We start from the raw sequence: 17,687 nt of genomic DNA on the forward strand, positions 1-17,687 counted from the left end.
TCCGCAGAACCCGTAAAAGTGAAGTGAGCACTTTCTACCGAGACAATTTTTCTTCATTTGTGTTATAAAATCTTCCGTATCAGCTTTTTTTGCTCTGCAAAATAAAGGAGATAGTAGATCTTTTTTTTCAGGGGCAAAGATAAAAGATAATTTTTACCAAAACGACGGTATAATAATATATCTTTTATATTAATATTACGTTCAAAGACAAAATTCTTCAATTCAGCATCCATTTTTTTAAAAATTTTTTCATCTTTCACAAAAGCGAGATACGCCAGAAAACTGTACACACCCTCCAAAATCTGAAAATCTCTGAGTTCTTTTTTTCTTTCAGAATAGACTGACTTTGAAAAAGCAGATTCTACATTTTCTATAGCATGAAGCATATCCAGACCTTTCTCAGAATGTGTTTTTGAGATGGAATCGGGACGTGTGAAGTACTGATAATGATAATTTTGTGTCTGCGCGACGGTTTTACACTCAAGCAAAAGCTGCGGAATCAATTCTATATCCTCGAAATGCATTCCTTTTCTGAACCTTTTTTTATCAAAAAGCTCTTTCCTGAAAAGCTTATTGCAGGCAAAATAACTCAGATCTGAAAAGACAGAAAAATGATTTTTCAGGATGATTTTCTCAGGCATATTCGGGATCTGAGGAAGTTTCTGTACAACATTTCCCGCTTCATCGACCTTCTGAATATTACAGATTACCATTTCGGCATCATGCTTTTCGGCAAGCGCTATCATTTCTTCAAACATCGTTTCCGAAATAAAATCGTCGCTGTCTACAAAACCGATAAAATCGCCCGTCGCAGCATCAATTCCTGCATTTCGCGCATCACTGAGTCCGCCGTTTTTCTGTTGAAGCGCTTTTATTTTATCGGGAAAACGAATCACATATTCATCAATGATATCAGCCGAACGGTCAGTACTGCCATCATCTACAATAATGATTTCAAGGTTTTGCCAGGTTTGGTTTAAAAGAGAATTCAGGCACTTTGCAAGATATTTTTCTACATTGTACACCGGAACAATCGCCGATATTTTTGCCGGAAAACTGCTCATACGTCTTTGGTAAAGCGTGAACTCAGCCAGCCTTTCTTGGCTTCATCAAAATCGCTGCGCGAACAGGGAATGCAGTTTTCAATATGATCATCGTCACCAAAATACCAGAGATTGCTGAAAGTATCGCGCTTGAAAGCGTACTGCCGGTCTTCGATTAACACATAAAAAAGCTCATACTGACGCTCTTTCGGATGCGAATGCTGAATATTGACACCTTCGATAAGATACCAGATCATCTGCGCGAGCAGCTGGTGATTCAGCTGATTTTCAGAATAAATATTGTAATTGAAAATACCAACCGATTTCAGATTTTCACTCAGACCGATCTCTTTCATGTAAGCACAGATTTCCCTTTTATTTAAACCGTTTACCTGAGGATTTACCGAAAACGGTTCGCCAAAACTCTCTACAGCATCGCAGTTTACGGTTACCAAATCCGCTTTCCGGAAGTAAGGCTCGGTTTTCTCAGTCGAGTTCATCATTTCGGCCAGACGGATGATGTCGAACTCCACTTCTTTAATGAGTTTTACAGAATCGATCTCGTTCAGATGCTTCTGATACCCGAGATGATGATAATTTTTGACGGAGAAATTTTTTGAGCCGAGTATTTTGGTAAGAAAACTTTCCTCATTCATTCTCTCGCTCTGTTTCAGCGAGATCACATTGCTGATCTGCGTATAATTGATATTCTGATGATCGATGCTGAGCGCCGAGAAAAGCGAAAAAGCAAAATCATTCGACCCACCAATAATTACAGGAATCGCGCGCTTCTGATGACATGCCACAAGCACTTCCTGCAACACGTAATGCGAATCTTCCAGCGATTTACCCGAAACCAGATCGCCGAGATCGACCACAGGAATCTCGAAATCGAGGTTTGAAAGTTTATAAAACTCCCTGCGGACTGCTGTAAAATCATGCATTTCTGCATCGCCGCTAGCGCCGCGGTAATCGGATACGAAAAGCAATACGATGCTGTCTTCACGAATTTCTTTCCGGATGCGGTGACCGATTTGCCAGGTTTCGGTTTTGAAATCGCGCGGCGACAGTATAAAATCTTCAAAATTCATCTTCAGGGTTCTTAGTGGTTTCAAAAATATTAAAAATATTCTGAGTGAGACATCAGTTTGCTTTACTGCCGAAAATTGTTTCTGCATAGTTTGAATAAAAGATTCTTTCAAATACCATGATTTTTCTTTACTTTTCACTTCGAATTGAAAATTTATCTAACTTTCTCAAACATCGCCTTATGAAAAAAATCTTTGCATTCTTTTGTTTGCTTTCTATTCTCTCTGCCTATTCTCAAAAAAGCTTTACAGTATCCGGAAAACTCTCGGGTTTCAAAGAAAATGCTTTAGTGAAAATCACACAAAACAATGTGGTGCTTGACAGTTGCTTCCTTAAAAATGAAAATTTCAGGCTAAAAGGTGTGATTACAAACGCACCGTCTACGGTTTATCTGCAGATTTTCAGCGGAAAAGAAATTAAATATTCATCATTATTTATCGGTAACGAAAATATAACTGTAGATGCAGATATTGCCGATTTTAAATGGAATGTAAAAACATCAGGCTCGAAGTATGACAATGTACGCTATCAGAATTATCAGCTCGTAAAGGATTTATATTTTCAGAGAACACAATATGAAAATGAGGTAAATAAACTGCGGGATCTCGGAAAGTGGAATGACAGTCTGCAAAAACAGTACTGGAGCCAGAAAGAGCCTTTAGGCAAAATCGCTTTGACAGATAAAAAAATTGCTGATCTCGAAAGAAAGTTTTTGTCGCAAAACATCAATACAGAGTATGGTCTTGATAAGCTTCAAATGATGATGCCAACTTTACCAGGAACTTTCGTCTCTGATTTGATCAAAAAGATTAATCCGAAAATGAAGAAAACCGCCAGAGTAAAATCGATCATTGCATTCTTTAACAACAAAGATTTGAAAACCGGCGACGCCTATTTCGATTTCACAGCTTACGATCTCTATAATAAGAAACATACGTTTTCAGATTTCTTCAACGGAAAATATGTGCTGCTGGATTTTACTACACTGCACTGCGGATTTTGTCTGGCAGCAGTTCCAGTTTTAGATCAGTTGAGAGCTGACATAGGCGACCAGCTCGAAATTGTGAGTTTTTATGTTGATAATGATTTGAAAGGACTGCAGAAAATGCAGAAAAAACATCAAACAGACTGGATCATGATCTGGGACAAAAAGGGAAGACTTGGAGAAACCTACTCCACCTATAAAATCTCGGGAACGCCCAATTTATTTCTTTTCACACCGGAAGGAAAGCTTATTGAGAAGTTTGATGGTCTTTACGAAGACCTTGCAGATCAGATTAAAAAGAGTATTAATTGATAAAAATTTCGGGTAAAGAAATAATTTGCTGAACGTTTGACCATCTGCGTCCCTCACCTTTTCATCTGTGTCACCGAATAGAAGAATCGTTCACCCGCATACAGCGCAAGCTGTCCGCCAGGGCCGTTCAGATTGTATTCAAAACCATGCGTGCCCCACGGGATGGTGAGCAGATAGTTTTTCACCCCTTTTTTATCGAGTTCTTTCTTCATCATTTCGCTCTGTATATGCCAGACGTGCGCATCGAGACAGCCATGGGCAAGCAATGTGGGAGTCGTTTTTGGAGTGATGTGAAAAAGCGGCGATTCGGCGATGTACTTTTCGGGAACTTCTTCCGGCGTACCTCCGAGAAAATCACGCTGCACTTTTCGGGAATCCATAATCAACGGATTGTCGGGATTTTGGTAACTCCACGGCATATTGATCGCTCCATAAAAAGCAGCAACGCCTTTTACACCGCTTTCGTTTCCGGTGTACGCCATCGTCAGAACAATAGATGCACCGGCAGATCTTCCCATGAGCACAAAATTGGTGGTGTCAATTTTAAGTTTCGTAGAATGCTGCCGCAACCATTTAAAAGCCGAATGCAGATCTTCCTGCTGTGCCGGGCTCGGAAATTTGGGGGCCAGACGGTAATTAATCGTCGCCACCTGATATCCGGCATTTGCATAGTAGTTATTCACTGCAGCAATCTCGCTGTTGTCTCCCTGCTTCCAGGAGCCACCATGCACGACGATAAGACAGGGACGCACACCGGGAAGAGCCGACGGCGTAAAATTTAATGTCAGATCTACGCCGGCAGGCTTTGCAAAATGATACGTGGTAAAAGGGATTTTTTCTGCTCCATTGCCTGTAAACATTCCTATAAAACTGAAGGGCTTTTCCCTGTGAAATCCTCTCATATCAGAATCTTTTACTCCAAATGATTTTTCGAGGTCTGCAGAAAGATGACTTCCGACTTTATAAGCGCGCACAATCGGTGAACTGAGAATCACGAAAGTTACCGCACCAATAATCAGCGAAGCCATTCTGAATTTTTTAGAATACCAGCTCCAGATAAACAACACAAGTGAAGCCAGCATAAAAATCCATGGAAACTCCGGAACGGCAATTCCTGCATACCATACATAATGGCTCGGAACCGGGAAAAAATTAACAAGCGATAGAATAAAAAGTAGGATAATCAGGATAAATCGGAGCATAATAAAGGTTTAAAACAACATACGACCGAAAACAGTCTTTAGATTTTAAGTCGACCAATTGATAACTGTCATTAAAATCTGCAATAGAAACATATCAATCGGCTAATATTCATACACTCAAAAAATATTTAATTTACCGTATTGTGGTATTAAAATATTTTTTACATTTGATGATTAACAATTTAAAATACCACAAATCATGAGCAGCAACAATCAATTCAGCGCAGAAATCCCTCAATCCGTTATCTTAGAGGTGACACAAAAACTTCAGGAAATCCGTACACTACTGGCGCCGTATCTTCAGGGTCTCACCGCTGAAGAGCGCGAAACGCTTTTTAAAATGGGCGACAAAACGGTAGCAACTGTACAGAAAGTAAAAAGTTATATAGATACCAACTCGGAATTTGTCCCCAATTATATGGATGAACCGGAATTTCTGAAAGATGAAGCCGTAGTTTCTGGGTTGAGTCCCGTTTACAATCTCACCACACAGCTTTCTTCCGACATCAATGATACGATGACACTGGCAGGAAGTGAAGCAATTACGGCAGCACTACTTTATTATGGTTCGGTAAAAGAGGCAGCAAGCAAAGGCATCGCCACAGCAAAACCCATTTATGAAGACCTCAGCGAGCGGTTTACACGAAAGAGCAGCAAGAAAACTCCAAAACCGTAATAATACCACACGGTTTTTGAACAAAACCACCCTTTTAGGCTCGACAACCAGCCAAAAAGGGTGGTTTTTGATGCAATTAGGGTGGATTTCCAGGCAAAAAGGGTGGATTTCCAGGCAAAAAGGGTGGAATTCTAGGCAAATTGCCTCAACATCCAGGCAAAAAGGCTCAACATCGAGGTAGATAGGGTGGATGACGAGGCAAAATGGATTATCATCTACCAGATAGGGATTAAATTTTAATTAGCTTTAAAAAATTTTAGAAAAAATTAGTGCTTATATAAAATCTTTCGAATCATTCAGTGAGATTCATTTACGTTTTTAAATTTTTTAAGCCGATGATTTACATAAAAGTAAATTGCAAATGCTTCCAGTATGATAAGCAGTTTTATAAGCCCGTTAAAGTCTTGGTTGAGATATGTGAAAACAAAGTAAAGAACAAAATTAAAAACAGCAAATATCAAAAATAAAACAGAAGCTAGTTTATTTGCAAAATGCCAATGCTCATTGCTCTGTATCGATAAAGATGTGCGAAAGCCGTAAAATCTATTTATCTTTTTTGGAGGAAACAGATAAAAAACCAAAGCTATAAGGAAAAAACCGACTGTGAAAATTAAAGCGTTTTGCATTTTGATTATTTTTGGATGTGTAAATATAACTAAGCAATGAATAGCATGAGAAAACTAACAGAAATAATTACCATTATTTTTCCGTTGACCGGTATTTTTTTAATGTTATATCTTGCAATTCCATTTCTTTATTTAGAAAGCTATTTTCCAATGAAACCTTATATTGACACTAAGTTTTCGGAAGATTTTAAGCCTGAAAATTTCGAAATAATAAAAAAAGGAATGAATAAGTCAGAAGTTGAGATCATATTGGGAAAACCATTAAAATACAGCACTAAAATAGAATCTTCTGTACAGCCACATGATACCAACATTTCAATATATGCAGGCGATGGAAAATCAAACTGGGGAGATTTTGCCTGGAAATCTTTTGATGTTTATTACAATAAAAATAATATTTTTGTAGACAAAAAAACGCAGTGGTGGTATGACTAACTAACTTGATAATTTTAGCCTTACAAATCAATGAAAATATATCATTTAAAGACATTGCATCATTCGAGAGTCATTGCAAGTGTTTTTCTCTTCTCTGTAATTCTAATTCTGTAAATAAATAATTGCAGCCGCTGAATATAATAGTTTCATCGCAATTTTATCTGCAATATCACTGTGTTTCAATTGGGATATAATGTTTTAAAATCAGTCAGTATTTTTAAGATTTTGCTTTATAATTTATAAAAATTATTAATACAAGTATTTTATTTTAATACATAAAAAAACACAGACCAAAAATCTGTGCTTTTCTATTGATAAGAATTATCCTATTTCTTCGCGGCCGGTTTTTTTGCCGGAGCTTTCTTCGCGGTGGTGGTTGTCTTTTTTGCAGCTGGTTTCTTGGCAGCGGCAGTTTTTTTGGCAGCCGGTTTTTTCTTCTCAGCAAAAGCTTTCGGGTCTTGCGCCGTGATCCACTTTTTCACCTCATCAAGAGAAACATCTTTCAGGTCGTCGGCTTCGTATTTGGTTTCGTCTTTCTTTCTCGGGATCTTGTAGATGTTTTTTCCGTGCTTTAAAATCGGTCCCCAACGGGCGTTTTCAATCGAGATTTTCTCGTCTTCCCACTGCTGAATGTAGCGGTTGGCTTCTTTTTCCAGCTTGGCTTCCACCAGTTCGTTGATGTCGTTTTGCGAAAGATTTTCAAAATCGTAGCGCTTCGGCACGTTGATGAAAATGCTTTTGTACTTGATAAACGGCCCAAACCTTCCTGATCCTTTTGTAATCGGTTCGCCTTTGTAGGACGCGATTGGTGCATCGGCCAGTTTCTTTTCGGCAATGATTTCCTCAGCACGTTTCTGATCTACCGCCAGCGGATTTTCACCTTTCGGAATGCTGACGTACGATTCGCCCCATTTTACATACGGACCAAATCTTCCGACGCCCACAGAAACGCCCAAACCATCCACTTCATTCAGTTCGAAAGGCAGTTTAAAGAGTTCCAAAGCTTCTTCAAAAGGAATTGTCGCGATGTTCTGATGAGACATCAGCGAAGCGAAAACCGGTTTCTCTTCATCGTCCTGCTCCCCGATCTGAATCATCGGCCCAAATCTTCCGATTCTCGCATAGACGTTTTTTCCGGTTTTAGGATCGACACCCAACAGACGTTCTCCGTTGGCACGGTCTGCATTTTCTTCAACATCTTCAATTCTCGGGTGGAATTTTGAGTAGAAATCGGTCATCATCGTTTTCCACTTCTGTCCACCGTTGGCAATCTCATCAAAGCTTTCTTCTACCCTTGCGGTAAACCCGAAATCGAGAATTTCGCTGAAGTTGTCCGTTAAAAAGTCGTTCACAACCTCACCAATGTCGGTAGGAACGAATTTGTTTTTGTCACCCCCGAATTTATCTTCGAGGATTTCTTTTTTAAGCTGATCTTTTTCAAGGGAAATTTTCACCACTTCTCTCGTCTGTGGCTCGATTTCTCTTTTGTCGACGTATTCTCTGTTTTGAATCGTCTGAATCGTCGGCGCATACGTCGAAGGTCTTCCGATACCGAGTTCCTCAAGTTTTTTTACCAGTCCGGCTTCTGTATACCGTGCACTCGGACGCGTAAATTTCTCTGTGGCGATGATTTTTTTATAATCTAAATCTTCTCCGACTGATACTTTCGGAAGCAGTTTTTCGTTGGTTTCATCATCTTCTTCATCCGTTTTTACGATGCCGTACGCCCGAAGAAAACCGTCGAAAATAATAACTTCACCCTGTGCCTCAAAATGCTGCGGAAGTTTGGTATTTCCGATTTCGATTACTGTTTTTTCGATCTTGGCATTGGCCATCTGAGAAGCGAGTGTACGTCGGTAAATTAACTGATACAGTTTATTCAGCTGTGCATCGCTGACGCTTTTCAGTGAAAAATCGGTCGGGCGAATCGCCTCATGCGCTTCCTGTGCAGAAGCAGATTTGGTGGTATATTTTCTCGGTGCCGAATATTCTGCACCGTATTCTGAGACAATCTGGTTTTTTGCGCCTTCAATGGCTTCCTGAGAAAGATTCACCGAGTCGGTTCTCATATACGTAATGTGACCTTCTTCATATAATCTCTGCGCCAGACGCATCGTATTGGTTACATTATATCCGAGTCTGGAAGAGGCTTCCTGCTGAAGTGTAGAAGTGGTAAAAGGTGCTGACGCTGATCTTGTTCCCGGTTTTGTTTCTACATTTAAAACCTTAAAATCGACTGTTTTTGCCAGATTTAAAAATGATTCTGCCTCGTCTTCTTTAGCAAAATCTTTTTTAAGCTTTGCAGCGATTTCCTGTTTTGATTTATTTAAAAAAATGCCTTCCAGCTTAAAACTCGCTTTCGGTTTAAACTCACGGATTTCTTTTTCCCGTTCCACCACAAGACGCACCGCCACCGACTGTACACGGCCGGCAGACAATCCGGGTTTTACTTTTTTCCATAAAACAGGAGACATTTCAAAACCTACAATCCGGTCTAAAACCCTTCTCGCCTGCTGGGCATTTACAAGATTCTGGTCTATATCGCGCGGATTTTCTATGGCTTTAAGAATAGCATTTTTGGTAATCTCATGGAAGACAATACGCTTTCTGTTTTCAGGTTTCAGTTTAAGCTCTTCGGCAAGATGCCACGCGATGGCCTCACCTTCGCGGTCTTCATCGGACGCGAGCCATACCACATCTGCTTTTTTCACAGAAGCTTTCAGCTCGGTCACCAATTTCTTTTTGTCGGCAGAAACTTCGTAATCTGGACTAAAGGTGGCAAGATCTATCCCCATTCCTTTTTTTGGAAGATCACGGATGTGACCGAAGCTTGATTTCACCTCGAAATCACTCCCCAAATACTTCTGAATAGTTTTAGCTTTTGCCGGAGATTCTACGATTACAAGATTTTTAGACATTCTGAAATTTTTGCAAAAGTAAAGCTTTTTTTGATACCGCTTTTTGAATCAGCGCATTTTATTAAGGAGATGAGCCGGAGCGACAAGCGTTCGGTAGAAAAATCCGTCCCATGTGAAGCCGCTTCCCGACATTTCAACGCGGTAGCAGAGCGAGAATAAAATAATGAAAACCGTGATGAAAAACTTCTCATTAAAAACTGTTTTTTCACTTGCAAAAGCCTGACTGCTTTTTTCCAGAAAAACTGACATCAGAATAATTATAAAAATCATGTGAATGTACATCCAGCGGCCCCAGTCGATCGCCAGATAAAATAAAGGCAGCGAAAACAGAAATGTGGCAACGAGCATCAAGCCTATCTTTTTTCCGTTTTTCTGGAATTTTAAATAAAAATAAAGATGCACCGCAGAAATCATTAAACTTAAAAAATAGAGCCTGTATTCTTCAAAATGTTCTTTTATGTATTCACGTTCGTTGATATTCCAGAAGAAAATTCCACGCGTGAAAACGACGCCGCGATCTGCTAAAATCGGCAGCGAATTTCCTTCATTGATATTTTTTCCAAAGAGAAAAAGCAAAACCGCAGGTACAAAAACCGCAATGATGAATTTTAAATATCGTTTAAATTCCCACTTTCCCGTTTTTAAATACAATACAACAATAAAATAGGGAATGAAAAACAGCGCCAATTCATGCAGGAACATCGCTACAAAAAGTACAGCTGCGACCAAATATTCCTTTTTTAAACTAAGTGTATTCTGATCAAGCTGCCTTGTAAACCATGCGAAAATGAGAAACAGGATAAATTCTTTTTTCCCGACGTAATCGACACAGTTGAAAATCCCGACAAATCCGATAGAAGAAAGCAACAGCGAGAGGTAAAGCCAAGTTCCGGTTTTGTACTGAATGAGTTTAAAATAATTCCAGAAAAAAGCTGTTATAATAACAAACTGTGCGGAAAAAACCAGAAGATTCAGTTTAATTCCGGTAAAATCCTGCAGCAGAAAGAAAAAACTTCCGGATAGTCCACGGCGTTTAAAACCGCCATCCTGATAATTAATCAGCCAGTCGCCGAGGACATAGCCGTCGGCCCGCGCATTGTGCAGATACGTGAAAAAAAGCGAAAACGCAGCGGTTGCGCCGATGATGAGATACATCCACGTTTTTAGATTCAGAAAAAAGCTGATTTTCTCTGATCTCATTTGTAAAGTTTTAGTTTAAAACAAAAAACAAAACAGCTGTCGCCCACCATTTTCCTATTTTCATCGGCAAAAATAAGAATTTGACGGTTGCGACAGCTATTTTGTTTGAAGCTGAATGAAAAGAAAATTACTTCTTGGTAATCTTGATCACACTTTCAGAATTATTGATTCTCAAAAGATAAACACCGGAAATAAGCGAAGAAACATCGGTTTTCATATCCTCAAATTTGCCAGATTTTATCAGCTGACCGGAAAGATTATAAAGCTGAAAATAATACATTTTTTCTGCATCAGCTTTAAGATAAAGCGTGTTTCCGACAGGATTTGGGAAAACAGTGATCGCTGCATCTCTGGTTTTTTCTACAACTTCTGCTTTTGAATAGGTATTGGTCGCTTTCTGCGAATTACCAGAGGTAACAGGTATGCGCACCACCGGACCTTCTTCTTTGCCGTTGGCATATTTTACCTTTACACAACGGCAGTTCATTCCGAAATAAGGATCGTTGTTGTCATGAAAAGCAATCATGCGGTTGGCACTCGAAGCGGCATCAAAAAGAATATTTATAGGTCTTCCGAGATAATTTGAATTGAGAGCAGCCGTCCAGATCCCGGGATACTGGAAATTATTTACGGTAAAAGTTCCCTGCGCAGTCTGATTTCCAGTCACACTTCTAAAACCTCTCGATCCTGAATTCGGATAATTTCCAACACTGTATGCAGAATTTCCGTACATGTAACCGATCGTCGTGCTTGTGCTGTTTCTCACGCGTATTCCCAGATAATCATTGATGACGCTGTAACTTGTCGCCACATTTTTATCTTTTTTAAACCAGGGTGACATTCCAAAATCGCGATTGGCAATCACGGCAACACCCGTAAGATCAGGAATTCTCCAGCCTTCCGGGCAAGGATCGAAGACTGATTTCGTTCCGCCACGTCCCCAACGGTCGGCTGCAAGATTTGGCTCATTCATCAGCCAGTCTGTTCCGCCCGTGTTCAGCGGTGCACTGCTGTTAAATGGTGCAAAAGCGCTCGGAACCATGTACACCAGAGGATTTTTCACAGAATAAGATAATATTTTGGCAATTTTATCTGAAACCTTATCAGTTGTCTGCACATTTGCCGCGGTAGAATATGCGGAAAACGGGATGATGTAATTTCCCGAGGTGTTATTGTAAGTTCCTCCAGCAAGAGTGGTATAAGCAACCGTACCGTTTTGCGAAACATTTCCCAGGAAAATATTGTACGAAGCTCTGTTATCAGCAAACTGAAAAGAAGGAATCGGGTCTTTTCTTCCCCACTGATACTGCATTCCTGTAGATGCACGAATCTTTGCCAGTTCTGCCGCAGTCGGCGTTAATGGATTGGCAACATTCGGAAAAGCATCAGTTGCACCGAGATTCCGGTCCATAAATTCTGTTTTTAAAATATCGCCCTTCAGAATATAATTTACGTAATTGGCAGCAGAAGTATTTGGCATTTCGGTAGTGTACTGGTACGTTTCCACGGGAGAATCTGTCACCCAGATGTGCCACGACCAGTATACCGGATTTGTAATGCTGCCGTTGTGTAAAGTAACTACGGCATTTCCACTTTGGTTGGGATTAATGATTACAGAAATTTTAGAATTAACCAAACCTGAAGTGCCTGAAGGCGACGGATTAATTACCGAAACTGTATTAATTAATGATGTATTGGTCGACCATAAAACGTTTGCTTTTAAACTGTTAAAATTTACCGGATTTAAAATTGCAGCATTTCCCAGCATCTGACTTTGTACCGAAAAAGCTTTACTTACCGGAATTTCAATGGTATTTGCTGATGCGCTTTTAACCAACTGATAGGTATTTGGCTGATCCATTCCTTCCGAGAAATCATTTGTCGGCGAAAGATATTCCGTCGGAAAATCGTAAGAATCGACCAAATACAAAGGATCTTTCACACATCGGCAGCCCGCAGCGTCTGAAGTTTTGGAAGTTGCGGTCGGCATGTACCAGTATCTTCCTTTTACTGTAGAATTTGATGCATCGGGTGTATCATTCTGATATTTATCGGAAAGCAGAAAAAGTGCACGCGCTCCGACAGAAGGAGTTGCATCAAAATGTCTTACCATTGTTGCCGTCCACAAAGTTGTGTGATGCTGATCGGTGTACTGTCCACCCTGAGAATTAATTGCCAACTGACCAACTCCAGGAAAAATTCCCATATTTTTTCCGGCAACATTGCTTAAATCAAAACCGAGATTCGGATATACTTTAAAGCCTGTCATAAACGCAGGAACTGCATTATCGTTTGGTTTAATGATGTGATAATTATTTGCTTCAAAAGCACTTTTACCTAAACTTGTCTGCACTCCAAAAGGCGAAAAATCTATCCTGACATCATCGTTGTATGTGGACGAAGCAAGGTTCGCCGCAAGCATCGAGGGAATCCGCCAGCCATTCGGACAAGGATCGAAAGGCGATTTGCTTCTGTACGGCGCCGCGCTCTGATCGCTGTTGTAATTCGGATAAACTTTTCCTTCAGAATTATCTGACCAAAGATTGAGCTCAGACAAAGTCGCGTCGTTGGTATCAGAAACTTTTCCGAACCAGTTGACCATAAGATTTGGATTATTGTTGTAAAAAGCCAGCCCCGAGTTATCATCTTTATTTACATAGATCAGACTCAGCGGATTTTTTACCGAACGCTGGATATTATTTGAAACCGTAGCCGTAGAAACCGGATAAAATTTTCTGAGATTGTCGAAATTCAAAACATTTGAGTTTCTGGCGTTTCGGTGGCGCACTCTTCCGATCGAGCCGGATACTTCGTAAAAATCATCGCCTTTCAAAACCAGCGGCGGAATCGGATCTTTTCTTCCCCATTGGTAGAGCAGACCGCCATTTCGGTTCCATTCGGGTCCAGATATTGAATTGCTTATGGCGCCAAGATTTCGGTCCATCCATTTCCAGTCTGCATCGGGAATACTTTCCAGAATACCGTCTTTTCTCATTCTTTTAAGATCAGCAAAACTTTTGTAGGCAGATCCATTTTCAGGATTATCAGTCACCCAAACATGCCACGACCAGTAGATTTCGCCGTTTACTTTCAGGGCAATCACTGCATTTCCTTCCCTGCTTTTATTGATCGGAACTTTAATTTTGGCGTCTTCGCCAGAACCTGTAATTTCCAGCGAATAATCCTGTGCCGATTTGATCAGTCCGTGAACATCTTCCCATAGAACATCAGCCGTGACATTTCCGGCCGGAAATCCGGCAGAAGCCAGAAAAGAATTGTTTTGCCACATCGCGTATGCTTTTTTGATGGGAATCAGCAAACCTTCCGCTGAAGTTGCCGGATCAAAACTATAGCTGTTTGGCGCTTTCGTCCAGTCTTTCGACTCCATTTCGGCAACTAAAATCCCATCATTGGCAAACCGGGTTTTTCCGGAAGAATTTCCCGGAACAATCTGAGCACTCAAACCGCAGGCAGAAAAGTAAAATGCGGCTGCAAAAATTTTCAAAGTAGAGATTTTCATATGTAATTCTTTAAGAAGCGAAAACTACAACTTTTGCGCCTTTCATACATAATTACCATTTATATAAAATATAATTTATATAAAGTATAAATATAATGTTGAATAAATAATGACATTGGTATTTTATCTTTAACTCAAGATTTTAATAAAAACGACTGTTTTACTACTTTTTTTCAACCGAAAAGGATTTGTTTGCGAAAAGAGTGAGAAAAATAAGACTTAAAAATAAAAATGTAGAGAAAACACTTAATGGATTTTATTACAGAAAATCTAAGGCAATAGATAGTTTTGATATAATTCTGCAGTGAAGCGGCCCGCAACAATATTCCGGAAGGTTGAAAAGACGATAAAATTGAAGACAAAAAGAGAAATTATAAACGTATAAATGATCTTTTTTGTGTTTTCGGAGACCACATACATCGTATTAATAATGATAATGTAAGAAAATCCGATAAACGCACCAGCAAGCCGCGAGGAGAAAACAGGATTATTTCTGAAAATAAAATAAAAACAGATCCCGATGACTGCATAATTTCTGTGATACTCGTAATATGGATATTTTTCGCGCATCGGTGTATCAAAAAAGAAAAGGAAAAACGTGAGAATCGCCATCATAATTTCCGGAATTCCGATCTCGCCATTTAAACGCTGTGCGGTCTCGTCAATATAACCGTTGAAACCTTCTACAAGCATATTGTCTGAAGCCACGCTGGTAATCAAATCGCCAAAAATACGGTACACTTCAAACGGAGAAGCAAACACCGAAGCGATGATTAAAATAAGCATCCAGGCTTTATTTAACGGAACTCTGGCCACCCAATACATCGGCAGAAAAACGTAACAGACATTATGAATTCCGGCACCTATATAGATGAAAAGCAAATACATCAGCAGATTTCTTTCTTTAATGAAGCGGATCGCAAAATAAACGATAAAAGATCCTAAACACTGACGGATCTGCCCGCTTTCACCAATAAAAAACCCGGGAATGAACATAAAAAGAATAAATGTGAACGGATAAAACGTGTTATCGCTCACATATTCTACTTTGAAAAACACCGTAATCGCCGCGACGACGAGCGTCAGCATATAAAACGGTGCATTGAAAATGTTTAAAAGCAATTTATTAATAAGTACAAAAAGCCACTCGAGTTCCACGGGTTGCGGCCCGTCGAGATACAAAGCTTTGAGAATAATACTTACGTAATCTTTAGTATCGGAATAATTGTAAATACCGATATAACTGCCGTAATCTGGACCAACCTGATTCCGCAAACCCGCAATCACAATGAGATAACCTGCCAGAAACCACAGATATTTTTTATCTACTTTGCGCCCAAAAACTTCCTGCATACTAAAGATAAGCAGATAAATAAGTGCAATGATATAATATGGATGTAGTAAACTCATGCAGAAACGTTCTTTTTGCTAAAACTGCCAGACACGGTGAGTAAAGCCGTCAAAATAATCGGGAGAAAAAGCCGGGTTTCCCAGAAAAGACCGACCAACGCAATCATCAGCAAATATGGCACGGCAAAGAAAAGATAATTTTTCAATATTTTTCTTTCTTCGGGTTGAGATAAATGGTAAAAAAAGTACACCGACAAAATCCCGAAAATTAATCCTGCCAAATTATATGGACTGCTGAAATTCTGTTTTAAATAAACACCTTCAGCAAATGACGCATCCTGCGGAATCAATAATCGTAATGCAACGTAAGGAACTACAAACGCGATGACCAAAGCTCCGGTTTCGATAAAATTTTTTGATTTTAAATCAGATAAATTTTTAAGATTAATGGTAAGCGCGGCGAAGAAAGCGATATTGAGACACGCAGTTTCGCGGACTAAAGTTGAAACAAAAATAACCGCCAGCAAAAGAACAAAATCTGATATTTTTCTCAGTTTCAAATATCTTAAACTTAAAAAAATGCCTGCCAAGTAGAGAAAAACTGCCATCATATCGCAGTTGGTCGGAACGTACTGCGCTATCACAAGAAAGAAAACCGCAAGCAGATGCATGATTTTTATATTTGAAACATTTGAGGAAGAAAATTCAAGCAGAATTTTAATTAAGTAAGATGAAAGCAGAAAAAACAGAACATTGACAAGAAATGTTGCGTGATAAAAATACGACCCGCTTTTTAAAATAAAATCTTTTTGAGCCGGCAGATAGTTTTCAGTAAAATTCCGAAGAAAATCTGTTGTTTCTACACTGAAGAGATTGGGCAAAACGCGGTACGCATACACCGAAGAAAACATAAAACCGGGAACGTTTTCTACTGTTTTTATTTTAACATAAGAAGATTCGAAACCATAATATGCCATGAAAAACAGCAGAAACGGCAAGATTACTACAAAAAGAACGCGGTAAATTTTTTCTTCAAATGTATTCGTCATAAAAGATCCGTGCGGATTGCGGCACGGCAACTAAAGAACTCTGCAAAAGTATAGGTTTTTTTCATTTTTTTAAGAAATTTTTAATCCTGAAAATAATAGCGCAAAACTGAGCAAAGAAAAATGTGTAATGGTTTCTAAAAGATGAATACCCGACATCTTATTACTGCTTTCACTTGACTTTCAGACATAAGCAACTTACGGTGTGGTAAGTGAATTATCAACTGTCATTTTATAAACTATTTTTACGTAAATAGTTGATTTTTACACAGCTTTAACTAAAACCCTTCTTTGCAATCAAAGTCATAATCGGTTACAAAATGTTTATGTAGAATATCTTATTTTTGTAGCTTTAAAAATTGCAGATGCAGAAAAATATTTTGGTCATTTACTACACGCAGACGGGCCAGCTGGAAGATATTATGAAAAATATTGCCCAGCCGTTTGAGGAAAAGACCGACGAATATAAAGTGACCTATTACCAGATTCATATGAAAAAGGATTTTCCTTTTCCGTGGCCGGGTGATGTTTTCTTTGACACATTTCCGGAGTCTTATCTGCAGATTCCGAGTGATATTTTGCCGCCTTCTGAAGAAGTTTTAAATCAGAAATATGATCTCATTCTCTTCGGTTATCAGGTATGGTATCTCACACCTTCCATTCCCATTATTTCTTTTTTAAAGAGTGGTTTTGCGGAAAAATTGATGGCAAATACGCCGGTGGTAACAATTTCCGGAACGAGAAATATGTGGATGCTTTCGCAGGAAAAACTGAAGGTTTATCTTAAAAACTTAAATGCCAACCTCATCGGAAATATCGCACTTGTAGACCGACACGACAATTATACAAGTGTACTGACGATTTTGAGATGGCTAACGACCGGTAAGAAAGAAAAATCAGGGATGCTGCCTGCCGCAGGCGTTTCAGAGGAAGAAATTTCAGGTGCAGGAAAATACGGAAGAATCATCGAAAGTCATTTTGAAAATAATGATTTCGCAAACCTACAGCCTGATCTTGTGAAAAATGGCGCCGTAGAAATCCGTCCGTTTTTAGTGCGTGTAGAAAAAGTAGGAAATAAGATTTTCACGGTCTGGTCAAACCTGATCATGAAAAACAGTCACAAAAGACCGACTTTAATTAAGTTTTTTAAAATGTATCTCATGGCCGCTATCTGGATTATTTCGCCAATCGTTTTGGTGTTCCACATCCTTCTGGCGCCGGTTTTATGGTCTAAAAGACAGAGACAGAAAGAATATTTACAGGGTATTAAAATTAAATAACAGAA

The 17,687-nt window shown here is 39.3% G+C and carries 13 protein-coding genes; 4 read left to right on the forward strand and 9 right to left on the reverse strand.

Features of this window, described 5'->3' with window-relative positions; translation table 11 throughout:
- Positions 1-62: 62 nt before the first annotated feature.
- Both ASG01_RS03720 and ASG01_RS03725 read right to left on the reverse strand, forming a co-directional pair.
- A complete protein-coding gene (locus ASG01_RS03720; RefSeq protein WP_055860074.1) occupies positions 63-1,064 on the reverse strand; it encodes a glycosyltransferase in 1,002 nt (333 codons plus the stop codon).
- Positions 1,061-2,134: a formimidoylglutamase gene (locus ASG01_RS03725; RefSeq protein ID WP_055862144.1), complete on the reverse strand. Its 1,074-nt coding sequence runs from the start codon at positions 2,132-2,134 to the stop codon at positions 1,061-1,063. Before ASG01_RS03725 ends, ASG01_RS03720 begins: the two co-directional genes overlap by 4 nt.
- A gap of 179 nt (positions 2,135-2,313) precedes the next feature.
- Here ASG01_RS03725 and ASG01_RS03730 point away from each other — a divergent pair, with 179 nt between their 5' ends.
- A complete protein-coding gene (locus ASG01_RS03730) occupies positions 2,314-3,429 on the forward strand; it encodes a TlpA disulfide reductase family protein (RefSeq protein ID WP_055862146.1) in 1,116 nt (371 codons plus the stop codon).
- Between the two features lie 53 nt (positions 3,430-3,482).
- Here ASG01_RS03730 and ASG01_RS03735 read toward each other — a convergent pair whose 3' ends face one another.
- Positions 3,483-4,631 carry an alpha/beta hydrolase gene (locus ASG01_RS03735; RefSeq protein WP_055860077.1) on the reverse strand — a complete coding sequence of 383 codons (1,149 nt, stop codon included), beginning with the start codon at positions 4,629-4,631 and terminating at the stop codon, positions 3,483-3,485.
- Between the two features lie 199 nt (positions 4,632-4,830).
- Here ASG01_RS03735 and ASG01_RS03740 point away from each other — a divergent pair, with 199 nt between their 5' ends.
- Complete coding sequence (locus ASG01_RS03740; RefSeq protein ID WP_055860080.1) at positions 4,831-5,307, forward strand: hypothetical protein; 477 nt, start codon at positions 4,831-4,833, stop codon at positions 5,305-5,307.
- Positions 5,308-5,603: 296 nt separating this feature from the next.
- On the opposite strand, the gene ASG01_RS16365 is transcribed toward ASG01_RS03740, so the two are convergent.
- Complete coding sequence (locus ASG01_RS16365) at positions 5,604-5,933, reverse strand: SdpI family protein (RefSeq protein WP_055860083.1); 330 nt, start codon at positions 5,931-5,933, stop codon at positions 5,604-5,606.
- Positions 5,934-6,083: 150 nt separating this feature from the next.
- On the opposite strand from ASG01_RS16365, the gene ASG01_RS03750 reads away from it, so the two are divergent.
- Entirely contained in the window at positions 6,084-6,368 is a 285-nt protein-coding gene (locus ASG01_RS03750) for a hypothetical protein (RefSeq protein WP_131725316.1), read from the forward strand.
- A gap of 326 nt (positions 6,369-6,694) precedes the next feature.
- Here the strand turns inward: ASG01_RS03750 and topA are convergent, their stop codons facing one another.
- The 5 genes from topA to ASG01_RS03775 all read right to left on the reverse strand — a co-directional run bounded on the left by topA (position 6,695) and on the right by ASG01_RS03775 (position 16,405).
- Positions 6,695-9,286, reverse strand: a complete 2,592-nt coding sequence (topA, locus tag ASG01_RS03755; RefSeq protein WP_055860089.1) for a type I DNA topoisomerase — start codon at positions 9,284-9,286, stop codon at positions 6,695-6,697.
- A gap of 48 nt (positions 9,287-9,334) precedes the next feature.
- A complete protein-coding gene (locus ASG01_RS03760; protein ID WP_055860091.1) occupies positions 9,335-10,486 on the reverse strand; it encodes a hypothetical protein in 1,152 nt (383 codons plus the stop codon).
- Between the two features lie 127 nt (positions 10,487-10,613).
- Entirely contained in the window at positions 10,614-14,006 is a 3,393-nt protein-coding gene (locus ASG01_RS03765) for a T9SS type A sorting domain-containing protein (protein WP_055860093.1), read from the reverse strand.
- Positions 14,007-14,276: 270 nt separating this feature from the next.
- Positions 14,277-15,416 carry an EpsG family protein gene (locus tag ASG01_RS03770; protein WP_055860095.1) on the reverse strand — a complete coding sequence of 380 codons (1,140 nt, stop codon included), beginning with the start codon at positions 15,414-15,416 and terminating at the stop codon, positions 14,277-14,279.
- Entirely contained in the window at positions 15,413-16,405 is a 993-nt protein-coding gene (locus tag ASG01_RS03775; protein WP_055862149.1) for a hypothetical protein, read from the reverse strand. Before ASG01_RS03775 ends, ASG01_RS03770 begins: the two co-directional genes overlap by 4 nt.
- Before the next feature lie 362 nt (positions 16,406-16,767).
- Between ASG01_RS03775 and ASG01_RS03780 the strand changes: the two genes are divergently transcribed.
- Positions 16,768-17,682, forward strand: a complete 915-nt coding sequence (locus ASG01_RS03780; protein WP_055860097.1) for a hypothetical protein — start codon at positions 16,768-16,770, stop codon at positions 17,680-17,682.
- The last annotated feature ends 5 nt before the right edge of the window (positions 17,683-17,687 follow it).

This window comes from Chryseobacterium sp. Leaf180 (assembly GCF_001424585.1).
Taxonomy (GTDB): Bacteria; Bacteroidota; Bacteroidia; order Flavobacteriales; family Weeksellaceae; genus Chryseobacterium.

Coding starts and splice junctions, on each gene's coding strand:
- ASG01_RS03780 (WP_055860097.1), top strand. CDS start 16,768: ATGCAGAAAAATATTTTGGTCATTTACTACACGCAGACGGGCCAGCTG.
- ASG01_RS03735 (WP_055860077.1), bottom strand. CDS start 4,631: ATGCTCCGATTTATCCTGATTATCCTACTTTTTATTCTATCGCTTGTT.
- ASG01_RS03730 (WP_055862146.1), top strand. CDS start 2,314: ATGAAAAAAATCTTTGCATTCTTTTGTTTGCTTTCTATTCTCTCTGCC.
- ASG01_RS03765 (WP_055860093.1), bottom strand. CDS start 14,006: ATGAAAATCTCTACTTTGAAAATTTTTGCAGCCGCATTTTACTTTTCT.
- ASG01_RS03740 (WP_055860080.1), top strand. CDS start 4,831: ATGAGCAGCAACAATCAATTCAGCGCAGAAATCCCTCAATCCGTTATC.
- ASG01_RS03760 (WP_055860091.1), bottom strand. CDS start 10,486: ATGAGATCAGAGAAAATCAGCTTTTTTCTGAATCTAAAAACGTGGATG.
- ASG01_RS03770 (WP_055860095.1), bottom strand. CDS start 15,416: ATGAGTTTACTACATCCATATTATATCATTGCACTTATTTATCTGCTT.
- ASG01_RS03720 (WP_055860074.1), bottom strand. CDS start 1,064: ATGAGCAGTTTTCCGGCAAAAATATCGGCGATTGTTCCGGTGTACAAT.
- ASG01_RS03725 (WP_055862144.1), bottom strand. CDS start 2,134: ATGAATTTTGAAGATTTTATACTGTCGCCGCGCGATTTCAAAACCGAA.
- ASG01_RS16365 (WP_055860083.1), bottom strand. CDS start 5,933: ATGCAAAACGCTTTAATTTTCACAGTCGGTTTTTTCCTTATAGCTTTG.
- topA (WP_055860089.1), bottom strand. CDS start 9,286: ATGTCTAAAAATCTTGTAATCGTAGAATCTCCGGCAAAAGCTAAAACT.
- ASG01_RS03775 (WP_055862149.1), bottom strand. CDS start 16,405: ATGACGAATACATTTGAAGAAAAAATTTACCGCGTTCTTTTTGTAGTA.
- ASG01_RS03750 (WP_131725316.1), top strand. CDS start 6,084: ATGAAACCTTATATTGACACTAAGTTTTCGGAAGATTTTAAGCCTGAA.